This is a genomic window from Halomicroarcula saliterrae, assembly GCF_031624395.1.
In the GTDB taxonomy this organism is placed as follows: Archaea; Halobacteriota; Halobacteria; order Halobacteriales; family Haloarculaceae; genus Haloarcula; species Haloarcula saliterrae.
The window spans coordinates 156,396-176,126 of the sequence record NZ_JAMQON010000007.1; the positions used below are offsets into that span (position 1 = coordinate 156,396).

Consider the following 19,731-nt stretch of genomic DNA (forward strand, 5'->3'; position numbering starts at 1 on the left):
TTGCGAGGGGTTTCTGTGTCTGCAGTCCCAAATCGGGGTATGTCAGGCTGGACCGCCGACGAGATGCCGGCGATGGACGGAGAGACGGTGGTCGTCACCGGGGCCAACAGCGGCCTCGGCTACGAGGGGGCGAAGGCGTTCGCCGACGCGGGCGCGACGGTCGTGATGGCGTGTCGGAGCGCGGAGCGCGGCGAGGCGGCCGCGACGGATATCCGCCGGACCGTCCGGGGCGGCGCGCTCAACGTCCACGTGTGTGACCTGGCCGACCTCGACAGCGTCGCGGCCTTCGCCGAGGAGGCCATCGAGACCTACGACGGCATCGACGTGCTCTGTAACAACGCCGGCGTGATGGCCATCCCGCGACAGGAGACGGCCGACGGCTTCGAGATGCAACTCGGCGTGAACCACCTCGGCCACTTCGCGCTGACGGGGCAGCTGCTGTCGGCGCTCCGGGCGAGCGAGGGCGAGAGCCGTATCGTCACGCAGTCCTCGCAGGCCCACACCGCCGGCGAGATGGACTTTTCTGACCTGCAGTCGGAGCGGGACTACGGGAAGTGGTCGGCCTACGGCCGGTCGAAACTGGCGAATCTCCTCTTTGCCTACGAGCTCCAGCGGCGGCTGCGCGAGGCCGACGCGGACGTCGTCAGCGTCGCCTGCCACCCCGGCTACGCGGACACCGACCTGCAGTTTCGCGGCCCCCGGGAGATGGGGTCGAGCGTCCGGATGGGCGTGATGAAAGTCGCCAACGCCGTGTTCGGGCAGTCGGCCGCGCAGGGGGCGCTGCCGATGCTGTACGCCGCCGTCAGCGACGACGTCATCGGCGGCGAGTACGTCGGCCCGGGCGGGTTCCTGGACATGCGAGGCGCGCCCGAGTTCCAGACGTCCAACGCCGCTTCGCAAGACGAGGCCGACGCCGAGCGGCTGTGGACGGTGTCCGAAGAGTTGACAGGCGTCAGCTACGACTTCGGGTAACCGAACCATCAGGTTTTCAGGCGACGACACGGAACCCACGGTCAGCCTATGCAACCGGTCGAGATCACCGTCAGACTGCTGGCCGGGCTCGCGCTCATCCTCGCCAACGGCTTCTTCGTCGCCATCGAGTTCGCGCTGACCCGGGCGCGACAGTTCACCGAGTCGGAGTTCGTCGGCGACGGGAACCCCGCGCTCGAACGGGCCTGGGAGATGACGAGCGAACTGGAGATATATCTGACCAGCTGTCAGGTCGGCATCACGGCCTCCTCCATCGCCGTCGGTATCGTCGCCGAACCGGCGCTCGCGGCGCTGTTCGAGCCGGCCTTCGCTGGGTCGCGGCTGGCGGGTATCGGCCTCGGGGCCGCCATCGCCTTCGCCATCATCAACCTCGTGCACCTCACCCACGGCGAGCAGACGCCGACGTATCTGGGCGTCGAGCGCTCTCGCTTCGTCTGTCGGTACGGCGCGACGCCGCTGTACTGGTTCGCGAAGCTCATCTCGCCGCTCATCTCCGTCGGCGACAGGGTCGCGAAGTGGACCCTGGGCCTCTTCGGCGTCGAGATGTCCGGCGCGTGGCTCGAAGCCGAGGAGGACGTCATCGAGACGCAGGCCGACCTCCGCAACAAGCTCCACGCGACTCTCGACGAGAGCGACCTCTCCGACGAGCGACGCGAGGAGGTGCTCGCGGCGCTGCACGCCGGCGACCAGCAGGTCCGTGACGTGATGGTCCCCGCCGGGAGCGTCGTCGCGCTCTCGACGGCCGACAGCGACGCCGAGAACGCTCGGAAGGTCGCCGAGACGCCCCACACCCGGTATCCGCTGACCGGTGCGGACAGCGACGACCTGCTCGGCACCGTCTACGTCCCCGAACTGCTCCGGGCGGCGGCCGACACCGCGAGCGAGGGCGACCTGCTGGCCGGGGTGGACCTCGAAGCCGTCGCCGCCCCGCCCATGACGATGTCGGCCGACACGAGCGTCAGCGACGCCATCGACCGGTTCCAGGCCGAGAGTCAGGAGCTGGCAGTCGTGCTCGAAGACGGCGAGGTGTTGGGCCTGCTCACCGTCACCGACGCGCTGGAAGCCGTCGTGGGTGACATCCGCGACCCGATGGACGAACAGGCTGGAGTGGCATAGCGAGGCGGCGAGCGACGCTCGCCGCCTCGAAAGCGACGCGGCGACCATCGGGAGCCGCGGAGCAGTAGCGAGGTTCCTCACTCCGTTCAGACCCTCGAAAGCGACGCGGTGAGAGCGAGGCGCGAAGCGCGCGAGCCGGCGGCGCTATCTGGGCGGCGTGTAGAAGTTCACCGTCTCCAGTGGCTCGTCGCCGTCGTTCTCGATGCCGTGGCGCTCGCCGGCCTCGATGCGGAGCAGGTCGCCCGCGTCGATGCGCTCGTCGGCACCGTCCACCGTTGCGACGCCCGTCCCCGAGACGACGAACAGCCACTGGTCGCTGTCGGCGTGGTAGTTCTCCGGCCCGCCGACGCTCCGGCCGGGTTCGACGGTCATCTCGGCGGCCTGTGCCTCCTCGGTCGCCATAGCGACCTCGAAGTAGCGGTCGAACTCCAGATGGGTTCGCTCCATGCGGGTGAGTGGGGCGGCGTCGTGGAGTCGGTTTCGACGGCGAGCGACCGGCGTCACACGGACGCCAGACGGCCGTCTGACGAGGGTATTTATCCGGGCGGCACCTGCCCAAAACCCATGGACGAAGCGTTCCTCAACCTCGAGGAGGTCGACGTCGAGTTGGACGAGGCGTTGCTCGATGCGGTCGACGAGAAGGCCTTCGCGGACCACCGGGACAACCGGGACGCCGCCATCCGCGACCTGCTGGACGAGTGGTTGAAACAGCGGGACGGGGACTGAGTACGCCGTTCAGAGCCGTACCGTCTCGCCCAGCGTCGGTGCCGAGGCCTCGAACCCCTCCGCCCGTAGCTCCTCGGCGAACGCGGCGGTCCGGTCGCCGTGGACTGCCAGCACGGGCGTGTCGCGGTAGTTGTCGAGGAAGCCGACCAGTCCGTCGCGGTCGGCGTGGGCCGAGAACTCGTGGAGTTCGACCTGCGCGCTGACGGGCATCACGCGGCCGTCGAGTTCGGCGCTGCCGGTGTCGAGCAGGGAGCGGCCCGGCGTTCCCTCGACCTGGTAGCCCGTCAGCGCGACCTTGTTTGTGGGATGGTGGCGAATCGCCGGAACGTAGGTCATCGCGGGCCCGCCGTTGAGCATTCCCGACGTGGTGATAATCACGGTGTTCTGCTCGGCGATGCGCTTTCGCTGGCCGTCCCGCCCGGTCACGAACCGCGCGCTCGACGTGGCCCCGCGCAACGCATCGGCGTCCCGAAGGAACTCGGGATGGCGTTTCAGCTGTTTCGTGACCCGCTGGCCCATCCCGTCGACGTAGCAGTCGATATCGTGAGCGTTACAGACTAACATCGCCTCCTGCGTTCGGCCGATAGCGAACGCCGGAACCACGACGGTGCCGCCCTCCCACACCGTCTGTTGCACGCTCTCGGCGAAGCGCTGTTCGACCGTCTCGCGGACCTCGTGAGTGACGTCCGAGTACGTCGACTCGCAGATGACCGCGTCGGCCTCGGGTCGAGCGGTCGAGGGCGCGACCAGTCGCTGGTCACCGGTGTGGAAGTCGCCGGTGTAGAGCAAGCGAGTCTCCCCATCGTCCACCAGCACGTGGGCGCTGCCGGGGATGTGACCGGCGTTGTAGAACGTCACCTCGTAGCCCGCGGCCTCGAAGGACTCGTCGTAGCCGTGGGTCTCCGAAGCCTGTGTCAGCCGTCGGACGTCAGTATCGGTAAAGGGACAGCGCGGCGTCGAGCCGTGGAGTTTCAGCGTGTCCTCGGCCAGCGTCGTCGCCAGGTCCCGCGTCGGCGGGGTCCAGTGGACCGGCGGCAGGTCGCCACTGGACATGAGCGCCGGCACCGCGCCGGCGTGGTCCAGATGGCCGTGGCTCACCACGACGGCGTCGGGGTCGACGTCGCCGACCGGGTACTGTGGCGGGGACTCGCTGGCCATGCCGTAGTCGAGCAGTAGCGACTCGTCTACGAGGACGGCGCTGCGCCCGATTTCGTCGGCCCCACCCAGGAACTGGACCTCCATTGAACTCTCATAGACCGCGACGTGGTTTGCCTTCGTCGGTTCAGGGCGGCAGTCCTTAGTACGGAGAGCCAGACCGCAAACAGCCAGAAAGCCCCCGTGTTCTCGACTCGCGCGGCTCGCTGCGCTCCTCGGCCTTTGGCCTGCGGTGCTTGTGTCGCCGTGCTTCGTCGAGAACACGGCCCCTTTCAGTCCCGCCCATGCCGGCTGACCAACCGGCTACGGGCGGAATGAAAGGGGCGGCTGGCTTCGGGAACCCCGACGAAGCAAGCACGTGAGCAAAGCGAGCGCGCACAGCGAGTCGCGGGACCGAAGCCAGCCGGGGCTTTCTGGCTCTCTGCATGGTTCCAGTAAACACGGCTGTACGCTCGGGCTACCGCAACAGCGCCGTCGGCCGTCGTGCGGCGTCCGCGAGAGACTGGCCCTCCCCGACGGCCGGCAGGCGGAGCGTGGCGACGGTCCCCTCTTCCGAAGCGAGCTGGAACGAGCCGCCGTACTGCGTGACGACCCAGTTGACGAGCCAGAGCCCGAGCCCTTTGCCGTGTTCCAGCGGCGTCTCCTGACCCGCCTCGACGACCGCGACCTCCATCTGCGGGATGCCGGGGCCGTCGTCGCTGACGGTCACGACGACCCAGTCGCCGTCGTCGCGGGCGGAAAGCGAGACGGTCGTGTCGCCGTCGGTGTCGTGGGTGATGGCGTTGGTCACCAGTTCGCCGATGGCGGTCTCGAGTTCGGTCCCGGCACAGATGTCCCGGCCGGTGTCGACGGCGACCTCGACCGTCGCGGCCGGGAACTCCTCGCGGTGTCTGTCGGCGACAGCCGTCAGGACGGTGGACGGGTCGAGCCGGACCGGCTGGTGGGCCCGCTTTGCGAGCTTCTCCAGTTCGCGGGCCCGCTCGCTGAGCGACACCAGCCGGCGGAGCGGCCGGCGGATTTTGGCCTGGACGTCGATCCCCTCTGGAGGGTCGTGGATGAAGTCCGTGTACCCCTCGATGACGGTGAGTTCGTTGCGGAGGTTGTGCCGGAGCACGCGGTTCAGTAGCTCCACGAGACGCGTGATGCGCTGTTGCTCGGTCACGTCCTGCTGGAAGCCGAGGTAGTGCGTCACCGTCCCGGTCTCGTCCTCGATGGGGGTCACCGTGATGCGGTTCCAGAACGGCGTCCCGTCGCGGCGGTAGTTCAGAATCCGGGTCGTGGCGGGCTGATTCGTTTCGATGCCCTCCCGCAACACCGCCACTCCCTCGGGGTCGGTGCCCGGTCCCTGAAGCATCCGGCAGTTGTGCCCGAGTATCTGGGCTTCGCTGTAGCCGGTGACCGTCTCGAAAGCGTCGTTGACGTAGACGATGGGGTTGTCCGGCTCCGTCGCGTCGGCCATGGTGATGGGGACCTCGGCCGCATCCATCGCCCGCGTCCGGAGGCGAATCTCGGATTCGCGCTCCTTGCGCTCGGTGATGTCCCGGGCGACGCCCTGTATCGCCGTCACCGAACCCCCGTTCGTGATGGGCGTCGCGTTGATTTCCATCGGCACCTCCCGGCCGTCGCGGTGGAGGAACGTGAGTTCGAGCTGTTGGACCGTCTGCCCGTCGAGGAGCCGACCGAACGCGTCGAGCGCATCTGGCGTCGTGGCGTCGGAGATGTGCGTCGCGAAGTTATCGCCGACGAGCGCTGCCGGCCCGTAGCCCAGCGCCCGCTCGACGGCCTCGGAGACGTAGGTGAACTGCCCGGCGGTGTCGATGCGGTAGATGACGTCGAAGCTGTTCCGGGCGATGCCCTCGAACCGGGATTTCTCGGCCCGCAGCTGGGCCGTCCGTTCGGCCTGTTCGCGCTCGTACTCCCGGCGCTCGATGGCACGGCCGGCCAGCCGGGCGACGAGTTCGACGAACAGCTGTTCGGCCTCCGAGAAGGGGCGCTCACGCGGGTCCTCGTCGGCGAAACAGACCGTGCCGTACACCGCATCGCCAGCGACTATTTTACAGCCGATGTACGACCCCAGACCGAAGGCCTCGTAGGCGCGCTCGGGGACGTCCGGTGACACCCGCGCGTCCTGAACGCTCAGATGGCCCTCCAGCTGGACGGTCCGCCGACAGTACGCCTCGTCCAGCGGGCACTGCTCCCCGGGCTGGATATCGGCGTGTCCGCCGACGGCGTGCTCGATATACTGGGTCCCGTCCTCGATTCGCGTCAGGAAGCCGATGCCGGCGCCGAGCCGGCCCGTCCCGGCAGTGAGTGCCGCCTCCACCGCCGTCGGGAACGGCCGGCTCCGGTCGGCGAAGGCCTCGTACACCCGCTCACGGTAGTCCGCCGACGAGTCTGCGCCGGTCATGGTTCGAGACGTGTGATGGCTACAGTTAGCGTTCGAGCAATATAGTTACACTGGCAGGAGACAGTCATAAACGGCCACTGCGACGGGAGCCGCCGAGTCAGTCGACGGAAAGCGTCGTCGGGTCGATATCGACCGCGACCTCGTTGTGCCGCATGAACGGCGGGGTCCACGGGTCGTTGTACTGGAGGACGACCGGGTCGCCCAGCGCCTCGACGCCGTCGGCCGCGAGCGTCCCGAGCAGTCGCTCGCGGGCGCGACCGACGCGGCGGGCGGTCGCGTACCAGCCGAACTCGCGGACGGCGGCCGTCCGTGGTGGCTCGACGACCAGACTGACGCGGGGGTCGGTCGGCACGGGAGCGGTCGCGGGAGTGTACGACGCGGGGAGCCAGAACGTCATCGTCACGCCGTCCCCGTCCGTGTCGGTCCGCACCGGCGCCGTCATCGCGACGGTGGCGCCGTCGGTCCGAACCGGTGCCGTCATCTCGACACGCTTCTCGCCCTCGTTCGCCCCGGAGAGGTAGCCAAACAGCCGGCGGAAGGCCTCGCCGGCCGTCGGCGCCGTCGTTTCGACGAGGACGGTCTGTGGGTACTGGCGTATCTCGACGCCGTCCAGTTCGTCGACAGTCTCGAACGGGACCCGCGCCGTCGTCCGGGTGACGTACAGTCCCCACGCGACCCAGAGCGTGACCGCCGCCCCGAGGGCGGCAAGCAGCGGCCGGAGACGGGAGCGCATGGTGTGACTGACGCGACCGGCGGGGAAAAGTATTGTTCAGACTATAGCTTCGGCCCGGACATGTGACGTGGTAGCATCGCTTTTGTGGGCTGGTAACACTACTACATAAACAATTATTATGATTGCCGAACAAGGTGAACTCGTCATGGCAACACGCCAGCAATCCCCGACCACGTACCACACGTGCAGCTGCGGCGAGGAGTTCGACACGACACAGGAGCTCCTCGACCACGCACGAGAGGCTCACGGGCTCTCAGTATTCTGAGGCTGGCGCTCGTTTTCAGGACTGCGTGTCCACGTCCGGCCGCACGCTAAAACGCGTGTATCCGCCGTGTGAGAGGTCCAGCGCCCCCAGCCACCAGTTCCATCGCTCGGCGAGCGAGTAGTCGGCGGGGGCGTCCTGCAGGTTCGCGACGACGATATCGACCGTGAGCTCGCCGTCGAAGTCCGCGTCGTACTGCCCCCCGTCGGCCATGTCGCCGGCCTGTCGCGCCACCACCCCGGCCGCCCCCGCGTCGTCGAACGTCTCGCGCAGCACGCGTTCGAGTTCCTGTCGGTCCACACCTCTGTGTGGCGTGCTATCGTCTTGAATCTACGGCTCGGCATACGACCAGTGCCACAGAACTCACCACGCCAGCGGGGCGGTTCTCGAATCTCGGCACCGAACCGATAGAAAAGTTAACCCAGTTTCGTACACAACTGTTCGGTATGGCTACGGCTGTCAAGATGGACGAGGAGACGAAATCCCAGCTTGAGGAGTTGCAAGCCGAAATCAAACTCAAAACGGGGACCAAAGTGACCCAGCAGGAGTTGCTGGCCCGTCTGGTCGAGTCGGCTGTCGAATCGCGGACAGCGTTCGTCGATTCGTTCCGCGACGGCACGGCGACACTCAGTGATGGAGAACTCGCTGCGTTCAATGAGGGCCAGATTAGCTCGGGTGTCGAGACGACAGAAGACGATATCGACGACATCCTCTACGGATGAGCGTCTTTGTCGATACAGGCGTATTCTACGCACACCACGACACCGACGCTAGCCGGCATGCTGTCGGGATGGATGCGCTGAACACCGTGCTCAAATCGCCCGAGTACGGATACGTGCTGACGAGCGACTACGTGTACGACGAAGTCGTGACACTCACTCACCGGCGAACTGGCGATATTGCTGCCGGAATCGAGGTTGGCCGACGTATTCGCGGCGAGGGATATCCCGACGCTATCGAGGTCCTACACGGCTCACGGCAGCAGTTCGCAGATGCTGTTACCGTTCATCAGGAGTATGCCGACCACAGGCTCAGCTTCACCGATGCGATGACAGTCACGCTGGTCGATTACCACGATATAGACACAGTTCTGAGCTTCGACGATGACTTCGACGGCGTCGTTGATCGCCTCGATCCAGCGACGATTGCCGCTCCCTGATACCGCCGGCTATCCCATTTTGAGCGAATTCGATGTCCCGCGGGTCCCGTTCTCGACGCGAACTGCTACGCCGGTCTCTCTAGCCGCGTCTGGTACCAACTCCCCGACCAACGCACGAAAAAATCAGCGAGTTTGAGACCGACTGGCTGCCCTTCTCTGCAAGAAGGGAACCGCAGTCTCGCGCTGAAACGCTCACGGGCGGTGACCCGCCCGTTCGCAAATCGAGGTCTTCCCGACGGTCAGACCTCGCGACGCTCGACCGGTCAGTTGCCCTTCTCGATGGGCGCGCCGACGAGGTTGCCCCACTCGGTCCAGGAGCCGTCGTAGTTGACGGTGTCGTCGTAGCCCAGCAGTTCGTGGAGCGCGAACCACGCGACCGAGGAGCGCTCGCCGATGCGGCAGTAGGCGACGGTCGTGGAGTCGCCGTCGATGCCGTACTCGCCGTAGAGCTCTTCGAGCTCGTCGTAGCTCTTGAAGGTGCCGTCGTCGTTGGTGACGGCGGCCCACGAGATGTTCTGTGCGCCGGGGACGTGGCCGCCGCGCTGGGCGGTCTCCTGGAGTCCGGGCGGCGCGAGAATCTCGCCGGAGAACTCCTCGGGCGAGCGGACATCGACCAGCGGCAGTTCCTTGTCGACGGCGTTCTCGACGTCGTCTCGGTAGGCGCGGATGGACTCGCGCGGGCCGGACGCCTCGTACTCGGCCTCGGAGAACTCGGGGACCTCGTCGGTCGTCTCGTAGTCGTTCTCGATCCAGTACTCGCGGCCGCCGTCGAGGAGCTTCACGTCGTCGTGGCCGTAGTACTTGAACTGCCAGTAGGTGTAGGCGGCGAACCAGTTGGAGTTGTCACCGTACAGCACGACGGTGTCGTCCTCGCTGATACCGGCGGCACCCATCGTCGCCTCGAACTCGTCCTTCGAGAGGATGTCGCGTGTGGTCTGGTCCTGCAGGTCCGTCTCCCAGTTGAAGCCGATGGCACCGGGCGCGTGGGCCTCGTCGTAGGCTTCCGTGTCGACGTCGACTTCGACCAGTCGGAGGTCGGAGTCGTCGTCCTGGAACTCGTCTAAGTGCTCGCTGGCCCAGTCGGCCGAGACGAGCACGTCGTTGGCGTAATCAGTCATAGTGCGTTGAACCGTTAGTCTACCAGCCATATATTACCACGAGTGTCGGCATGGACGGCCACTCCTCCCCTGTGACGGCATATGTTGCCCCTACAACAGGAGTGGCGAATGTCAACGTTACACATCATGTCGGCCTGAAGGGACAGGCGTGAGGCGCCCGTCGGGGAGACAGTCTGAGAGAGTCAGCAACTGCTGCCGGTATCTTCGAGGAGCGCTTTCCGAGTTTTCAAGCGGCCCGAGCGGGAACGACCCGGTAATGACCGATATCGTCTCCGCGGAGTGGGTGGCGGACAACGTCGACCGGCTCCGCATCGTCGACGTGCGCGACGGCTGGGAGTACGACGCGATGGCCCATCTGCCGGGGGCCGTGAGCGTCCCGTTCGACAGTTTCCGGACCGGGTCGAGCGACAGCGAGGGCATGCTGCCGAGCCGTGAGGAGTGGGGCGACCTGCTCTCGGCGGCCGGTGTCAGCGCCGACAGCGAGCTCGTGGCCTACGACGACCACCACGGCGTCTTCGCCGCGCGGTTCCTCGTGACGGCCGAGCTGCTGGGCCACGACCCCGCGGCGCTCCACCTGCTCGACGGCGACTTCTCCAGCTGGCAGCTCGAACACCCGACGAGCGGCGAGACGCCCGCGGTCGAACCGACCGACTACAGTGTCGACCCGCCGGAGACGACGCCGCTGGTCGATTCCGACACTGTGGCCGCCGCGGCCGACGACCCCGACGCCGTCCTCGTCGACACGCGCGACGAATCGGAGTACGCCGAGGGGCACATCCCCGGTGCGCGACTGCTCGACTGGCGGGAGCTCGTCGACGACGAGACACGTGGCCTGCTGGCGCGCGAGGACGCCCTCGCCGTGCTCGAAGCGGCCGGTATCGTCCCCGAAAAGCGCGTCGTGTTGTACTGCAACACCGCCAGACGCATCAGCCACACCTACGTCGTCCTCCGGCATCTGGGCTTCGAGACCGTCGAGTTCTACGAGGGGAGCCTCACCGAGTGGGAGGCACAGGACCGACCGCTGGAGACAGAGCGCTAACTCGACTCCGTCGGCCCGTGCTCCGCGGCCAGCAGATTGACCGCCTCAACCAGCAGTGCGATGACGACCGGGCCGGCGATGAACCCGATGAGGCCCATCGAGAGGATGCCGCCGGTGAAGCCGACGAAGTAGAGGCTGGCGGGCATCCCGGTCGTGTAGCGGGCCAGCCGCGGCCGGATGACCGCATCGGGGAGAAAGCCGACGAGCGTGAGTCCGAGCACGGTGACGACGACCGCGCCGACGGCGTCCCCAGCGACGGCCTTCGCGGCGGCGATGGCGAGGATGACGACGCTGGGGCCGACGACGGGGACGAACTGCAGGATGCCGGCGGCGACCGCCAGCGCGAACGCGCCGTTGTAGCCAAGCAGGGCAAAGAGGACCCAAGCCACGAGGAAGGTGCCAAAGGCCGTCGCCGCTTGCAGGACGTAGATGGCGTACAGCGTCGAGCGCAGCCGCTTGTGAAAGCGGCTGACGACGTCGTGGTAGGGCTTCGGGACGGTCCGATAGACGACTGCGCTCGGTGCGTTCGGTCGCCAGAGCATCGCGTAGACGAGGAGGGTGAAGAGGACGGCTTTCAGGGCCAAGATTGGCGTCTCGCTCGCGAACCCCACCGCCACGTCAGCGGTCCCATCACGGAGTGCCACCAGCGCCGCCTGCACGTCGACGACGTAGGTGAACTCGCCCACGGAGAGCAGAATCTCGTCGGGGAGCCGCACAAAGAACGCAAAGAGGTCCCGCCGACGCCGGTAGACGACGAAGACCAGCGGAAGCAGCACCAGCGAGCCCGCGACGAACGCGATACCCGTCGAGACAGCGGCAGCGATACGCTTCGAGAGCCCCTGGTCGACGAACCACTCGGACAGCGGAAAGAGGACGTACGCGACCGTGATAGCGAAGAAGACGGTCGCCAGCACGCTCGACAGCAACACCATCGAAAGCGATACCAGCAGGACGAGCAGGCCTGCGAGGACGTACGTCCGCTGTCGAGTCGGCACGGCCTACCTTGTCGAGTGGTTACCAAAAGGGTTCCTCCGACAGCGAGAGCGAGTCGCGAAACAGTGTCAGGGCGCGACGCCGACGGTCACGAGCGTCCCGAACTCCCGGTAGCGCTCGACCATCGCCTCGCGCGTGTCCCACTCCTCGGTGGGGAACTCGCCCGCCGGCGGAATCTCGATGTCGCGGTCCGGAACGTTGTCCTGGACGGCGACGGCCATCCCCGCCTCGCGGAACGCGCGGCGGTACTCCGGCCCGCTCCAGCGGGTCATGGGCACGTCGACCAGCTCGTCCCACGCGTGGGAGTGGACGTTCTCTTCGTAGTAGTTCACCGCACAGTGGAAGCTGCCGCCGGGTCGGAGGACGCGGGCCACCTCGTCGAGGACCGCGTGGGGGTCCTCGGCGTAGTAGAACGCCTCCATCGAGAAGCAGTGGTCGACGCTGTCGGTCGCGAAGGGGAGTCGCTCGAAATCGCCCACGAGGAACCCGACGGCGCCGTCGTCGGTGTACGACCGGGCGTTTTCCGCCATCGCCGGGGAGGCGTCGATACCGTAGGCCCGCCCCGCGTCGGCGGTCTCTTTCAGCGCGCGGCCGGCGTAGCCGCTTCCGGACCCGAGGTCCAGCACCGTGTCGCCCGATTCGACGGGCATCCGCGCGAGGACGTGCTTTGCGGTGTGCCAGTGGCGGTCTTCCATCCCGCGGTCCTTCCCGCGGGCGGCCCAGTCGTCGAACTCGTCGCTGACGCTCATACGACCGCTGAGAGCGGCGCGGCAAAACCCCCTTCGGCTCGGTCACGTGTCGCCGGTTCGGGCGGGAGCGTCTCGGGGTGTGTGGCAACACCCGACGGCAAGCTCCCTGCAGACGCGGCAAATGCCCGAAAGTTATCCCCGTGGCTACAGACGGGGAGGTATGGCCCGACGACGACGCTACCGAATCGCGGACACCGCCCAGCAGGTGGTCGGCGGCTTCCTGCTGGCGGGCCCCTTCGTCGTCACCGAGGAGGTGTGGGTGCTGGCGGCGAACATGAGCGGCTACCACGCCGCCGCCGTCGCTGCCATCGTCTTCACCATCGGCTACGGCGCGCTGTACAAGGCCGACGACGACCGCGACCTCGAACGCGAGGCCGAGGTGGCCGGCGTGCCGATTCGGTTCGTCTCCCTGATGGTCGTCGCCTTCGGCTCCGTCGCGGTGCTGGCGCTGGTGTTTACCGCCCCCGAGGCCTTCCTCGTCGAGGGCGGCATCCTCCCGAACCCGACGCCGACGACCGTCGCCCTGACGACGCTCAAGGCGGTCACCGTCGGCGCTATCTTTTCCGTCGTCGGCGCGGCGACGGCCGACAGCGTGTTCTGACCCGGCGCGCCCTCGCAAAAGTTAATGTCCGTCGTCCCGCCCGTTCTGGCATATGGACTATACGCTGGCCATCGACAACACGCCAGACACCGTCGAAGGTGGCACCGGGATCCTCCTCGTCCACCCCAGTACCGGTGCGACGGACCGACTCGACACCGACTTCCTCTCGACGGACACGGACGCGATGCTGGTCATCTCGACGCGGACGACCGCCCGCGAGGTCAAACAGAAACTGGAGTACTACGAGGTCGACGAGGAGAGCGCCACCATCCTCGATACGCTGTCGGTCGAGCGGGGGTACACCCGCCGCCAGTCCGACAACGTCCGCTACGTCTCCGCGCCCGACGACCTCGAGGGCATCGTCGAGGAGACCGAGCAGTTCCTCGCGACCCACGACGGGAAACTGCGCGTGAGCTTCGACTCGGTGACCGAGCTCATCTACTACGCCGACGAGGAGCGGGCGATAGCGGCCGTCGGCGACATCCTCGACCTCCTCTCCGAGTACGACGCCGTCGGGATGTTCCACCTCGCACAGGGCGTCCACGACGAGGAGACCGTCGCCGCCTTCCGCGAACTGTTCGACGGCGTCGTCGAACTCGGCGAAGACGACGCCGTGACGAGCGATTTCTGACCAGGTGTGTCACGCTACACCACGACACCACAATTAAGACGATATAACCCGTCCTCTGGGGTGTATGCCGGAATGCCAGAACTGTGAGAATTTTGTAACTGCCGCATACGCGCGGGTCTTTACGCCAAACGGCGTCGAGAAACCACGGGTCTGCCCGCAGTGTGAGGACAAGATACGCGACGGGGCCGACATCCGGGACGCCCGGTCGACGCGTAGATAACCGACGCATACCCCCGTGACTGGGTCGGTCGCGGGGACACCCCCGTTACTTGCGAGCGTCCGCCAGACAGTCGCGAGCCACGGCCAGCACCTCGTCTGCTCGGGACGCCTCGCGGGCCTCGGCGGTCACGCGCACGAGCGACTGGGTCCCGCTGGCTCGCAGCAGGAACCACGCGTCGCCCAGGTCGACGCGTACCCCATCGAGGGTCGTCACGTCGTCGTACTCGGCGAGCACCTGCTCGCGGACCCGCTCCATCACCGCCGCCTTCGCCTCGACCGCGACGCTGTCCCGGCGGATGGGGTAGGTCGGCACCTCGGCGATGCGCTCCCCGAGGGGGCGGTCGGCGTCGAGCGCCGCGATGGTACAGGCCGCGAGCGGCCCGTCCGGACAGAGCGTGTGGTCGGGCCATATCCACGCGCCGCTTGGCTCCCCGCCGAAGGCCACGTCGGGGGCCTCGGCGGCCTCGGCGACGTAGACGTCGCCGACCGGCGTGTACTCAACGCCGACGTCGATCTCCGCGAGGTAGTCCGCGACCGCCAGACTGGTGTCGACCGGAACGGCGACGCGCTGGCCGGCCTCGGCGGCGGCCCGGGCGAACAGCGCGAGCGTGGCGTCGCCGGTGAGGTAGGTGCCGTCGGCGGCCACCGCGCGCATCCGGTCGGCGTCGCCGTCGTGGGCGATACCGATGTCCGCGTCGCTCGCCCCGACCAGCGTGGACAGGGACTGGCAGTTCTCGGCCGTCGGCTCGCTGGGCCGCCCGGGGAACGCCCCGTCGGGCTGGCCGTTGAGCGTCTCGACGTGACAGCCCATCGCCTGCAGCACGTCGACGGTGACACCGCCGGCGCCGTTGCCCACGTCGACGACGACGCGGCTGTCCATCGACTCGCGGTCGAGTTCGGCCCGGATGGCCTCGGCGTGGCGACTGCGGGCGTTCCACGTCTCGACGCTGCCGGCGTCGTCCCACGCGGCCGGCTCGAACGCCCCGTCGGCGAGGCGCCCCTCGATCCGCTCCTGCCCCTCGCCGTCGAAGGCCTGCCCCGACGGTTGCCAGAGCTTCAGGCCGTTGTCCTCCGGCGGGTTGTGGCTCGCGGTTATCGAGACGCCGGCGTCGGCGTCGCGCCATCCCACCGCGCGACCGACGGTCGGCGTCGCCGCCACGCCCACGTCGACGACGTCGGTACCGCTCTCGCGCAGGCCGGCGACCAGCGCCGACTGGAGGAACTCGCCGCTCGCTCTCGGGTCCCGACCGACGACGACGCGAGCACAGTCGACGCCCAGCGCCCGGCCCACGGACAGCGCCAGGTCGGCCGTCACTGTCTCGCCGACTGGACCCCTGATACCGCTCGTCCCGAAGAGTGTCATACACAGACGGCGCAGGGAGGCGAAAAAAGGCTACCGCTCACCCGCCGGCGACCAGTGACAGGCCGTGCCCGTCGTCAGCCCCGCGGTCTCGACGTGTGCCGACAGGCAGCCGTAGTTACAGAACTGGCTGGTGGGCTCGTCGCCCGGCTCCCGGGAGAGATACACCGGGTCGTGGGCTTCGACAGCACAGCCACAGTACGTGCAGTCCATACGACTCGTTCCGTCCGGGAGAACAAACGTTTTGTCCGCGTCGGCGGAGGGTCAGGTATGAAACAGGGCGGCTCCGACGCGGCGAAACGGGCGGCCGGCGAGTCAGCGGCCGAAGCGGTCGAGGACGGGATGGTCGTCGGGCTGGGCACCGGGAGTACGACGGCACACGCCATCCGGGCCATCGGGCGGCGGGTCGACGCCGGCCTCGATATCGTCGGCGTCCCGACCTCCTTCCAGTCGCGGGAACTCGCTCGCGAGGTCGGCATCCCGCTGACCGAACTCGACGACGCCAGTGTGGACCTGGCCATCGACGGCGCCGACGAGGTGGCCGGCGCCGACCTGATAAAAGGCGGCGGGGCGGCCCACGCCCGCGAGAAAATCGTCGACGCGAGCGCGGACCGATTTCTCGTCGTCGCCGACCCGACGAAGACCGCCGAGACGCTCTCACACCCGGTGCCGGTGGAGGTGCTGCCGGCCGCACGGACCACAGTGGCCGCGTCGGTACGGCAGACGGGCGGCGAGCCGACGCTCCGGCAGGCCGAGCGCAAGGACGGCCCCGTCGTCACCGACAACGGGAACCTCGTGCTGGACTGCGACTTCGGCGATATCGACGACCCGGCGGCTCTGGGGCAGACCCTCGCGTCGCTCCCCGGCGTCGTCGAACACGGGCTGTTCGTCGGGCTGGCCGACGAGGTCCACGTCGGCAGTGAGGACGGCGTGACGGTCCGAGAGCTGTAGCTGTCCGGGTGTTGTCGCTGTCGAGTGGCGCCGCCGCTACGCGGTTCGCTGAAAGAAAAATCGGGTGGCGGCGACCTTACAGGTCTCGCGGCTGAACGGTCTTTCGGTCGTTGGCGTCAGCTCGTCGAGCGGCGTCGGCGAGCAGTTCCTCGACCTCGGCGTCGAGTGCATCGTAGAAGTCCGACGCAACGTTCATGTCATCGAGCTCTTCCTTAACGGCGGCTTTGACGATTAGGTCTGCCATACACTGCGTTTCTGCGAAGGGATTGTTTAAATACTTTCCCCAATGAGTCCGCTCTCGGCGGTACTAACGGGGGTTTGAGACGGTTTCGGACAACAGCACCCATATAAATAAGGTACGTTAGCGGGCGGAAATTCCCCGTTCGGCCAAACAGTTGATAAGGGATGAGCTGTCGCGCTATCTCGCCGTCTCGCGCGCGCTGGGGCCCGGATAGGGAATCGTCGCACTCCGTGTCCGGATATCGCCGACGCTCGGGTCGACGAGTACCGGCACATCGGGACGACGACCGCACTGAGACCGACGGATAAGAGTAGCCGGCCCACGGAGGAGCCAGCATGCGCGAGATACTGGACGCGGTCGCGGCGGGCGAACTCACCCCCGCCGAGGCCGAGACGGCGCTCTCGGGGTACGCGACGACCGGTGCCGGCCGGTTCGACGCCGCCCGGGAGCGCCGGTCGGGCGTCCCCGAGGCAGTGCTGGGGGCGGGCAAGACAGCTGCGGAGATAGCCGACCTCGCGGCGACGGCCGTCGAGACGACCGGCCGGGCCATCGTCACGCGAATCGACGGCAGCGAAGCTGGGGCCGTCCGGCGGGAGCTGGCGGGCCTCGACACCGACGCGTCGGTCCGCTGGTCCGAGCGGTCGGACTGGCTCGTGGCCACGGCGTCGGGGTTCGAGCGGCCCGCTGTCGACGCCAGCGTCGGCGTCGTCACCGCCGGGACCTCGGACGCCGTTCCGGCCGGCGAGGCGGCGATGATGGCCCGCGAGATGGGGGCCGACGTGACGAGAATCGACGACGTGGGCGTCGCGAGCCTCGCACGGACCGTCGACGCGGTCGACCGGTTGCGCACGCACGACGTGCTGGTCGTCGCTGCGGGCCGAGAGGGCGCCCTGCCCACCGTCGTCGCGGGCCTCGTCGACGTGCCGGTCGTCGCACTCCCCGTCTCGACGGGCTACGGTCACGGCGGCGACGGCGAGGCCGCCCTCTCCGGGATGTTGCAGTCCTGTACCGCGCTGTCGGTGGTCAACATCGACGCGGGCTTTACCGCGGGCACACAGGCCGGGCTCATCGCCAGACAGGTCGGGGCCGCGCGGGGGGGCAAATGAGGGCGCGTGCACCTGTCAGCTACCGTGGATACCAAACCATTTGGGTAAAGGAATATAGGACTAGAACACCTCTGATTGTATGTCGGCGGTGGTGTCGCCGACGAACACGATGCCCGAATGCAATCACTGCGGCGCGCACGTTTCAGACCAGTTCGCCCGTGTGTTCGCGGACGAGTACGGACACATCCGGGCCTGCCCGAACTGCTCGGCGAACGCTGGCATCGCCGAGGTGTCGAAAGAGCGCGCCCACCAAGCGTGATACGGATGGTTGTAGTCCCGCCCCGGGACTACCGGGAAACAGCTACAACCAACCGTACGAGGCCCACTGGGCCACCCGCATCGTGCGATGACCACCACGCGGAGCCCTGTTCACTACGCCTACGTGCTGCGGTGTAGTGACGGAAGCTTTTACACCGGCTACACGACCGACGTGGAGCGCCGGGTGCGTGAACACGACGACGGGGACGGCGCGAAGTACACCCGCGGCCGGACGCCCGTCGAACTCGTCCACGTCGAGCGTTTCGAGTCGAAGTCGGCGGCGATGAGCCGCGAGTACGAGATAAAACAGCTGTCGCGGGCCGAGAAAGAGACACTCGTCGAGGGCGACGGCCCCCGACGGGACGGGAGCCACAGCGACCCGTAGAGCGGGCCGCGCTCGACCCCTGAAAGATGGGTGACTTTTTGACCGCCCCACGTGAGTGGTCGACTATGGACGAAGACGATGCCGCAGCGATAAGCTTCGGAACGGACGGCTGGCGAGCGACCCTCGACGTGTTCACGGAACCGCGGGTGCGCATCGTCGGGCAGGCCATCGCCACGACGCTACGGGAGCGCGACGAGGGCGACTCGGTCGTCGTCGGCTACGACGCCCGCAACACCTCGCGCGGCTTCGCCGAGGAACTGGCCCGCGTGCTGTGTGCTAACGGCTTCGACGTGCTCCTGCCCGAGCGGGACACGCCGACACCCGTCGTCGCGTGGACGGCCAAGGAGGGTGACCACGCCGGGGCGCTCCAGATCACGGCGAGTCACAACCCGCCCGAGTACAACGGCGTGAAGTTCATCCCCGGGCAGGGCGCCCCCGCGCTGCCCGACATCACCGAGGACGTGGTGTCGAACCTCGCGGAGCCGGAGAGCCTCCCCGAGGACGAACACGGCGAGGTCACCGAGCGCGACCTCGTCGCCGACTACGCCGACCACGCCATCGACTACGCCGACGCCGACCTCGACGGGCTCACCGTGGCCTACGACGCGATGTACGGCAGCGGCCGCGGCGTCACGGACGCCCTGCTCGAACGCGCCGGCGCCGACGTCACCGCGATGCGGGACTATCTCGACCCCGAGTTCGGCGGCGGCTCGCCGGAACCGACCGCCGAGAAGGTCGGCGAACTCATCGAGGCGGTCACCGAGGGCGGCGCCGACATCGGCTTCGTCAACGACGGCGACGCCGACCGACTCGGTATCGTCACGCCCGAGCGGGGCTTTCTCGACCCGAACCTGTTCCTGGCCGCGATGTACGACTACCTGCTGGAAACGCGTGAGGGCGACGTGGTCCGGACCGTCTCCACGTCCAGCATCGTCGACGAGGTCGCCCACGACCACGGTCAGGACGTCCACGAGACCGCCGTCGGCTTCAAGTGGGTCGCCGAGGCGATGGCCGAACACGACGCCCTCTTCGGCGGCGAGGAATCGGGCGGCTTCGGCCTGACCGACCACCTCCGGAACAAGGACGGCGTCCTGCTGGCGCTGGTCGCCGCGGCCGCGGAGAGCGAGACGTCGCTCGATTCCCGCGTCGACGGCCTCATCGAAGCGTACGGCGAAATCCACCAGTCCCGAATCAGCGTCGATTGCCCCGACGACCGCAAGGAGCCGGTGCTCTCGGACCTGGAGACCGAACTCCCCGACGCCGTCGCCGGCGTCGCCGTCGACGGCATCAACACCGTCGACGGGTTCAAGGTGCGCCTCGAAGACGGCACGTGGCTGCTGATGCGACCCTCCGGCACCGAGCCGAAGCTCCGCATCTACGCCGAGGCGGGCAGCGAGGAGCGCGTCGAGGAACTGCTCGAAGCCGGCCGCGAACTCGTCGAGCCGCTGGTCTGAGCGGTAGAGATACTGCCGGACGACATACCGACTGGCTGTTCTCGGTGTCCGGGAACAGCGTTACGTACTTACCATCTA

At 67.7% G+C, this 19,731-nt stretch carries 25 protein-coding genes; 14 read left to right on the forward strand and 11 right to left on the reverse strand.

Annotated features, from left to right (window positions below; genetic code table 11):
* Positions 1-39 precede the first annotated feature (39 nt).
* Together NDI56_RS19920 and NDI56_RS19925 are read left to right on the forward strand one after the other, a co-directional pair.
* Complete coding sequence (locus NDI56_RS19920; protein WP_310921559.1) at positions 40-972, forward strand: oxidoreductase; 933 nt, start codon at positions 40-42, stop codon at positions 970-972.
* 48 nt (positions 973-1,020) lie between these two features.
* Entirely contained in the window at positions 1,021-2,106 is a 1,086-nt protein-coding gene (locus NDI56_RS19925; protein WP_310921560.1) for a hemolysin family protein, read from the forward strand.
* Positions 2,107-2,250: 144 nt separating this feature from the next.
* Here the strand turns inward: NDI56_RS19925 and NDI56_RS19930 are convergent, their stop codons facing one another.
* On the reverse strand, positions 2,251-2,553 hold the full coding sequence (locus NDI56_RS19930) for a cupin domain-containing protein (RefSeq protein ID WP_310921561.1): 303 nt from the start codon (positions 2,551-2,553) through the stop codon (positions 2,251-2,253).
* A 117-nt stretch (positions 2,554-2,670) separates the two neighbouring features.
* Here NDI56_RS19930 and NDI56_RS19935 point away from each other — a divergent pair, with 117 nt between their 5' ends.
* Positions 2,671-2,832 carry a ribbon-helix-helix protein, CopG family gene (locus NDI56_RS19935; protein WP_310921562.1) on the forward strand — a complete coding sequence of 54 codons (162 nt, stop codon included), beginning with the start codon at positions 2,671-2,673 and terminating at the stop codon, positions 2,830-2,832.
* A gap of 9 nt (positions 2,833-2,841) precedes the next feature.
* On the opposite strand, the gene NDI56_RS19940 is transcribed toward NDI56_RS19935, so the two are convergent.
* The 4 genes from NDI56_RS19940 to NDI56_RS19955 form a co-directional block, all read right to left on the reverse strand.
* Entirely contained in the window at positions 2,842-4,074 is a 1,233-nt protein-coding gene (locus NDI56_RS19940) for an MBL fold metallo-hydrolase (RefSeq protein ID WP_310921563.1), read from the reverse strand.
* Between the two features lie 370 nt (positions 4,075-4,444).
* The gene (locus NDI56_RS19945) at positions 4,445-6,394 is read right to left on the reverse strand and encodes a PAS domain S-box protein (RefSeq protein WP_310921564.1); all 1,950 of its coding nucleotides are present in this window, start codon (positions 6,392-6,394) and stop codon (positions 4,445-4,447) included.
* A 97-nt stretch (positions 6,395-6,491) separates the two neighbouring features.
* Positions 6,492-7,127: an SOUL family heme-binding protein gene (locus tag NDI56_RS19950; protein WP_310921565.1), complete on the reverse strand. Its 636-nt coding sequence runs from the start codon at positions 7,125-7,127 to the stop codon at positions 6,492-6,494.
* 280 nt (positions 7,128-7,407) lie between these two features.
* Positions 7,408-7,719 carry a WNWW family protein gene (locus NDI56_RS19955; protein WP_470303426.1) on the reverse strand — a complete coding sequence of 104 codons (312 nt, stop codon included), beginning with the start codon at positions 7,717-7,719 and terminating at the stop codon, positions 7,408-7,410.
* 116 nt (positions 7,720-7,835) lie between these two features.
* Here NDI56_RS19955 and NDI56_RS19960 point away from each other — a divergent pair, with 116 nt between their 5' ends.
* Together NDI56_RS19960 and NDI56_RS19965 are read left to right on the forward strand one after the other, a co-directional pair.
* Entirely contained in the window at positions 7,836-8,111 is a 276-nt protein-coding gene (locus NDI56_RS19960) for a hypothetical protein (RefSeq protein WP_310921567.1), read from the forward strand.
* Positions 8,108-8,548: a type II toxin-antitoxin system VapC family toxin gene (locus NDI56_RS19965; RefSeq protein WP_310921568.1), complete on the forward strand. Its 441-nt coding sequence runs from the start codon at positions 8,108-8,110 to the stop codon at positions 8,546-8,548. The genes NDI56_RS19960 and NDI56_RS19965 overlap by 4 nt, the downstream gene beginning before the upstream one ends.
* 263 nt (positions 8,549-8,811) lie before the next feature.
* On the opposite strand, the gene NDI56_RS19970 is transcribed toward NDI56_RS19965, so the two are convergent.
* Entirely contained in the window at positions 8,812-9,666 is an 855-nt protein-coding gene (locus NDI56_RS19970) for a sulfurtransferase (RefSeq protein WP_310921569.1), read from the reverse strand.
* A 256-nt stretch (positions 9,667-9,922) separates the two neighbouring features.
* On the opposite strand from NDI56_RS19970, the gene NDI56_RS19975 reads away from it, so the two are divergent.
* On the forward strand, positions 9,923-10,705 hold the full coding sequence (locus NDI56_RS19975; RefSeq protein ID WP_310921571.1) for a sulfurtransferase: 783 nt from the start codon (positions 9,923-9,925) through the stop codon (positions 10,703-10,705).
* Here the strand turns inward: NDI56_RS19975 and NDI56_RS19980 are convergent.
* The gene (locus tag NDI56_RS19980; RefSeq protein ID WP_310921572.1) at positions 10,702-11,700 is read right to left on the reverse strand and encodes an AI-2E family transporter; all 999 of its coding nucleotides are present in this window, start codon (positions 11,698-11,700) and stop codon (positions 10,702-10,704) included. The genes NDI56_RS19975 and NDI56_RS19980 overlap by 4 nt on opposite strands.
* Before the next feature lie 66 nt (positions 11,701-11,766).
* Positions 11,767-12,447, reverse strand: coding sequence for a class I SAM-dependent methyltransferase (locus NDI56_RS19985; protein ID WP_310921573.1), 681 nt, complete (start codon positions 12,445-12,447; stop codon positions 11,767-11,769).
* A gap of 160 nt (positions 12,448-12,607) precedes the next feature.
* Between NDI56_RS19985 and NDI56_RS19990 the strand changes: the two genes are divergently transcribed.
* From NDI56_RS19990 to NDI56_RS21910, 3 genes are all read left to right on the forward strand, one after another.
* Positions 12,608-13,048 (forward strand): DUF2391 family protein, encoded by a 441-nt coding sequence (locus tag NDI56_RS19990; protein WP_310921574.1) that lies wholly within the window; start codon positions 12,608-12,610, stop codon positions 13,046-13,048.
* 52 nt (positions 13,049-13,100) lie between these two features.
* A complete protein-coding gene (locus tag NDI56_RS19995) occupies positions 13,101-13,679 on the forward strand; it encodes a DUF7090 family protein (protein WP_310921575.1) in 579 nt (192 codons plus the stop codon).
* A gap of 64 nt (positions 13,680-13,743) precedes the next feature.
* Entirely contained in the window at positions 13,744-13,899 is a 156-nt protein-coding gene (locus NDI56_RS21910) for a DUF7563 family protein (protein WP_470303425.1), read from the forward strand.
* A gap of 45 nt (positions 13,900-13,944) precedes the next feature.
* Here NDI56_RS21910 and glmM read toward each other — a convergent pair whose 3' ends face one another.
* Together glmM and NDI56_RS20005 are read right to left on the reverse strand one after the other, a co-directional pair.
* On the reverse strand, positions 13,945-15,261 hold the full coding sequence (gene glmM / locus NDI56_RS20000) for a phosphoglucosamine mutase (RefSeq protein ID WP_310921576.1): 1,317 nt from the start codon (positions 15,259-15,261) through the stop codon (positions 13,945-13,947).
* A gap of 30 nt (positions 15,262-15,291) precedes the next feature.
* A complete protein-coding gene (locus tag NDI56_RS20005) occupies positions 15,292-15,471 on the reverse strand; it encodes a hypothetical protein (protein ID WP_310921577.1) in 180 nt (59 codons plus the stop codon).
* Between the two features lie 57 nt (positions 15,472-15,528).
* Here NDI56_RS20005 and rpiA point away from each other — a divergent pair, with 57 nt between their 5' ends.
* Complete coding sequence (rpiA, locus tag NDI56_RS20010; protein WP_310921578.1) at positions 15,529-16,209, forward strand: ribose-5-phosphate isomerase RpiA; 681 nt, start codon at positions 15,529-15,531, stop codon at positions 16,207-16,209.
* A 76-nt stretch (positions 16,210-16,285) separates the two neighbouring features.
* Here rpiA and NDI56_RS20015 read toward each other — a convergent pair whose 3' ends face one another.
* A complete protein-coding gene (locus tag NDI56_RS20015) occupies positions 16,286-16,453 on the reverse strand; it encodes a DUF1931 domain-containing protein (RefSeq protein ID WP_220588548.1) in 168 nt (55 codons plus the stop codon).
* Between the two features lie 332 nt (positions 16,454-16,785).
* On the opposite strand from NDI56_RS20015, the gene larB reads away from it, so the two are divergent.
* From larB to NDI56_RS20035, 4 genes are all read left to right on the forward strand, one after another.
* On the forward strand, positions 16,786-17,556 hold the full coding sequence (gene larB, locus NDI56_RS20020; protein ID WP_310921579.1) for a nickel pincer cofactor biosynthesis protein LarB: 771 nt from the start codon (positions 16,786-16,788) through the stop codon (positions 17,554-17,556).
* Between the two features lie 109 nt (positions 17,557-17,665).
* On the forward strand, positions 17,666-17,815 hold the full coding sequence (locus NDI56_RS20025) for a DUF7563 family protein (RefSeq protein WP_310921580.1): 150 nt from the start codon (positions 17,666-17,668) through the stop codon (positions 17,813-17,815).
* 87 nt (positions 17,816-17,902) lie between these two features.
* Positions 17,903-18,199, forward strand: coding sequence for a GIY-YIG nuclease family protein (locus tag NDI56_RS20030; RefSeq protein WP_310921581.1), 297 nt, complete (start codon positions 17,903-17,905; stop codon positions 18,197-18,199).
* 65 nt (positions 18,200-18,264) lie between these two features.
* Positions 18,265-19,653 carry a phosphohexomutase domain-containing protein gene (locus NDI56_RS20035; RefSeq protein ID WP_310921582.1) on the forward strand — a complete coding sequence of 463 codons (1,389 nt, stop codon included), beginning with the start codon at positions 18,265-18,267 and terminating at the stop codon, positions 19,651-19,653.
* Positions 19,654-19,731 lie beyond the last annotated feature (78 nt).

Coding starts and splice junctions, on each gene's coding strand:
- NDI56_RS19920 (WP_310921559.1), top strand. CDS start 40: ATGTCAGGCTGGACCGCCGACGAGATGCCGGCGATGGACGGAGAGACG.
- NDI56_RS19925 (WP_310921560.1), top strand. CDS start 1,021: ATGCAACCGGTCGAGATCACCGTCAGACTGCTGGCCGGGCTCGCGCTC.
- NDI56_RS19930 (WP_310921561.1), bottom strand. CDS start 2,553: ATGGAGCGAACCCATCTGGAGTTCGACCGCTACTTCGAGGTCGCTATG.
- NDI56_RS19935 (WP_310921562.1), top strand. CDS start 2,671: ATGGACGAAGCGTTCCTCAACCTCGAGGAGGTCGACGTCGAGTTGGAC.
- NDI56_RS19940 (WP_310921563.1), bottom strand. CDS start 4,074: ATGGAGGTCCAGTTCCTGGGTGGGGCCGACGAAATCGGGCGCAGCGCC.
- NDI56_RS19945 (WP_310921564.1), bottom strand. CDS start 6,394: ATGACCGGCGCAGACTCGTCGGCGGACTACCGTGAGCGGGTGTACGAG.
- NDI56_RS19950 (WP_310921565.1), bottom strand. CDS start 7,127: ATGCGCTCCCGTCTCCGGCCGCTGCTTGCCGCCCTCGGGGCGGCGGTC.
- NDI56_RS19960 (WP_310921567.1), top strand. CDS start 7,836: ATGGCTACGGCTGTCAAGATGGACGAGGAGACGAAATCCCAGCTTGAG.
- NDI56_RS19965 (WP_310921568.1), top strand. CDS start 8,108: ATGAGCGTCTTTGTCGATACAGGCGTATTCTACGCACACCACGACACC.
- NDI56_RS19970 (WP_310921569.1), bottom strand. CDS start 9,666: ATGACTGATTACGCCAACGACGTGCTCGTCTCGGCCGACTGGGCCAGC.
- NDI56_RS19975 (WP_310921571.1), top strand. CDS start 9,923: ATGACCGATATCGTCTCCGCGGAGTGGGTGGCGGACAACGTCGACCGG.
- NDI56_RS19985 (WP_310921573.1), bottom strand. CDS start 12,447: ATGAGCGTCAGCGACGAGTTCGACGACTGGGCCGCCCGCGGGAAGGAC.
- NDI56_RS19990 (WP_310921574.1), top strand. CDS start 12,608: ATGGCCCGACGACGACGCTACCGAATCGCGGACACCGCCCAGCAGGTG.
- NDI56_RS19995 (WP_310921575.1), top strand. CDS start 13,101: ATGGACTATACGCTGGCCATCGACAACACGCCAGACACCGTCGAAGGT.
- NDI56_RS21910 (WP_470303425.1), top strand. CDS start 13,744: ATGCCGGAATGCCAGAACTGTGAGAATTTTGTAACTGCCGCATACGCG.
- glmM (WP_310921576.1), bottom strand. CDS start 15,261: ATGACACTCTTCGGGACGAGCGGTATCAGGGGTCCAGTCGGCGAGACA.
- NDI56_RS20005 (WP_310921577.1), bottom strand. CDS start 15,471: ATGGACTGCACGTACTGTGGCTGTGCTGTCGAAGCCCACGACCCGGTG.
- rpiA (WP_310921578.1), top strand. CDS start 15,529: ATGAAACAGGGCGGCTCCGACGCGGCGAAACGGGCGGCCGGCGAGTCA.
- NDI56_RS20015 (WP_220588548.1), bottom strand. CDS start 16,453: ATGGCAGACCTAATCGTCAAAGCCGCCGTTAAGGAAGAGCTCGATGAC.
- larB (WP_310921579.1), top strand. CDS start 16,786: ATGCGCGAGATACTGGACGCGGTCGCGGCGGGCGAACTCACCCCCGCC.
- NDI56_RS20025 (WP_310921580.1), top strand. CDS start 17,666: ATGCCCGAATGCAATCACTGCGGCGCGCACGTTTCAGACCAGTTCGCC.
- NDI56_RS20030 (WP_310921581.1), top strand. CDS start 17,903: ATGACCACCACGCGGAGCCCTGTTCACTACGCCTACGTGCTGCGGTGT.
- NDI56_RS20035 (WP_310921582.1), top strand. CDS start 18,265: ATGGACGAAGACGATGCCGCAGCGATAAGCTTCGGAACGGACGGCTGG.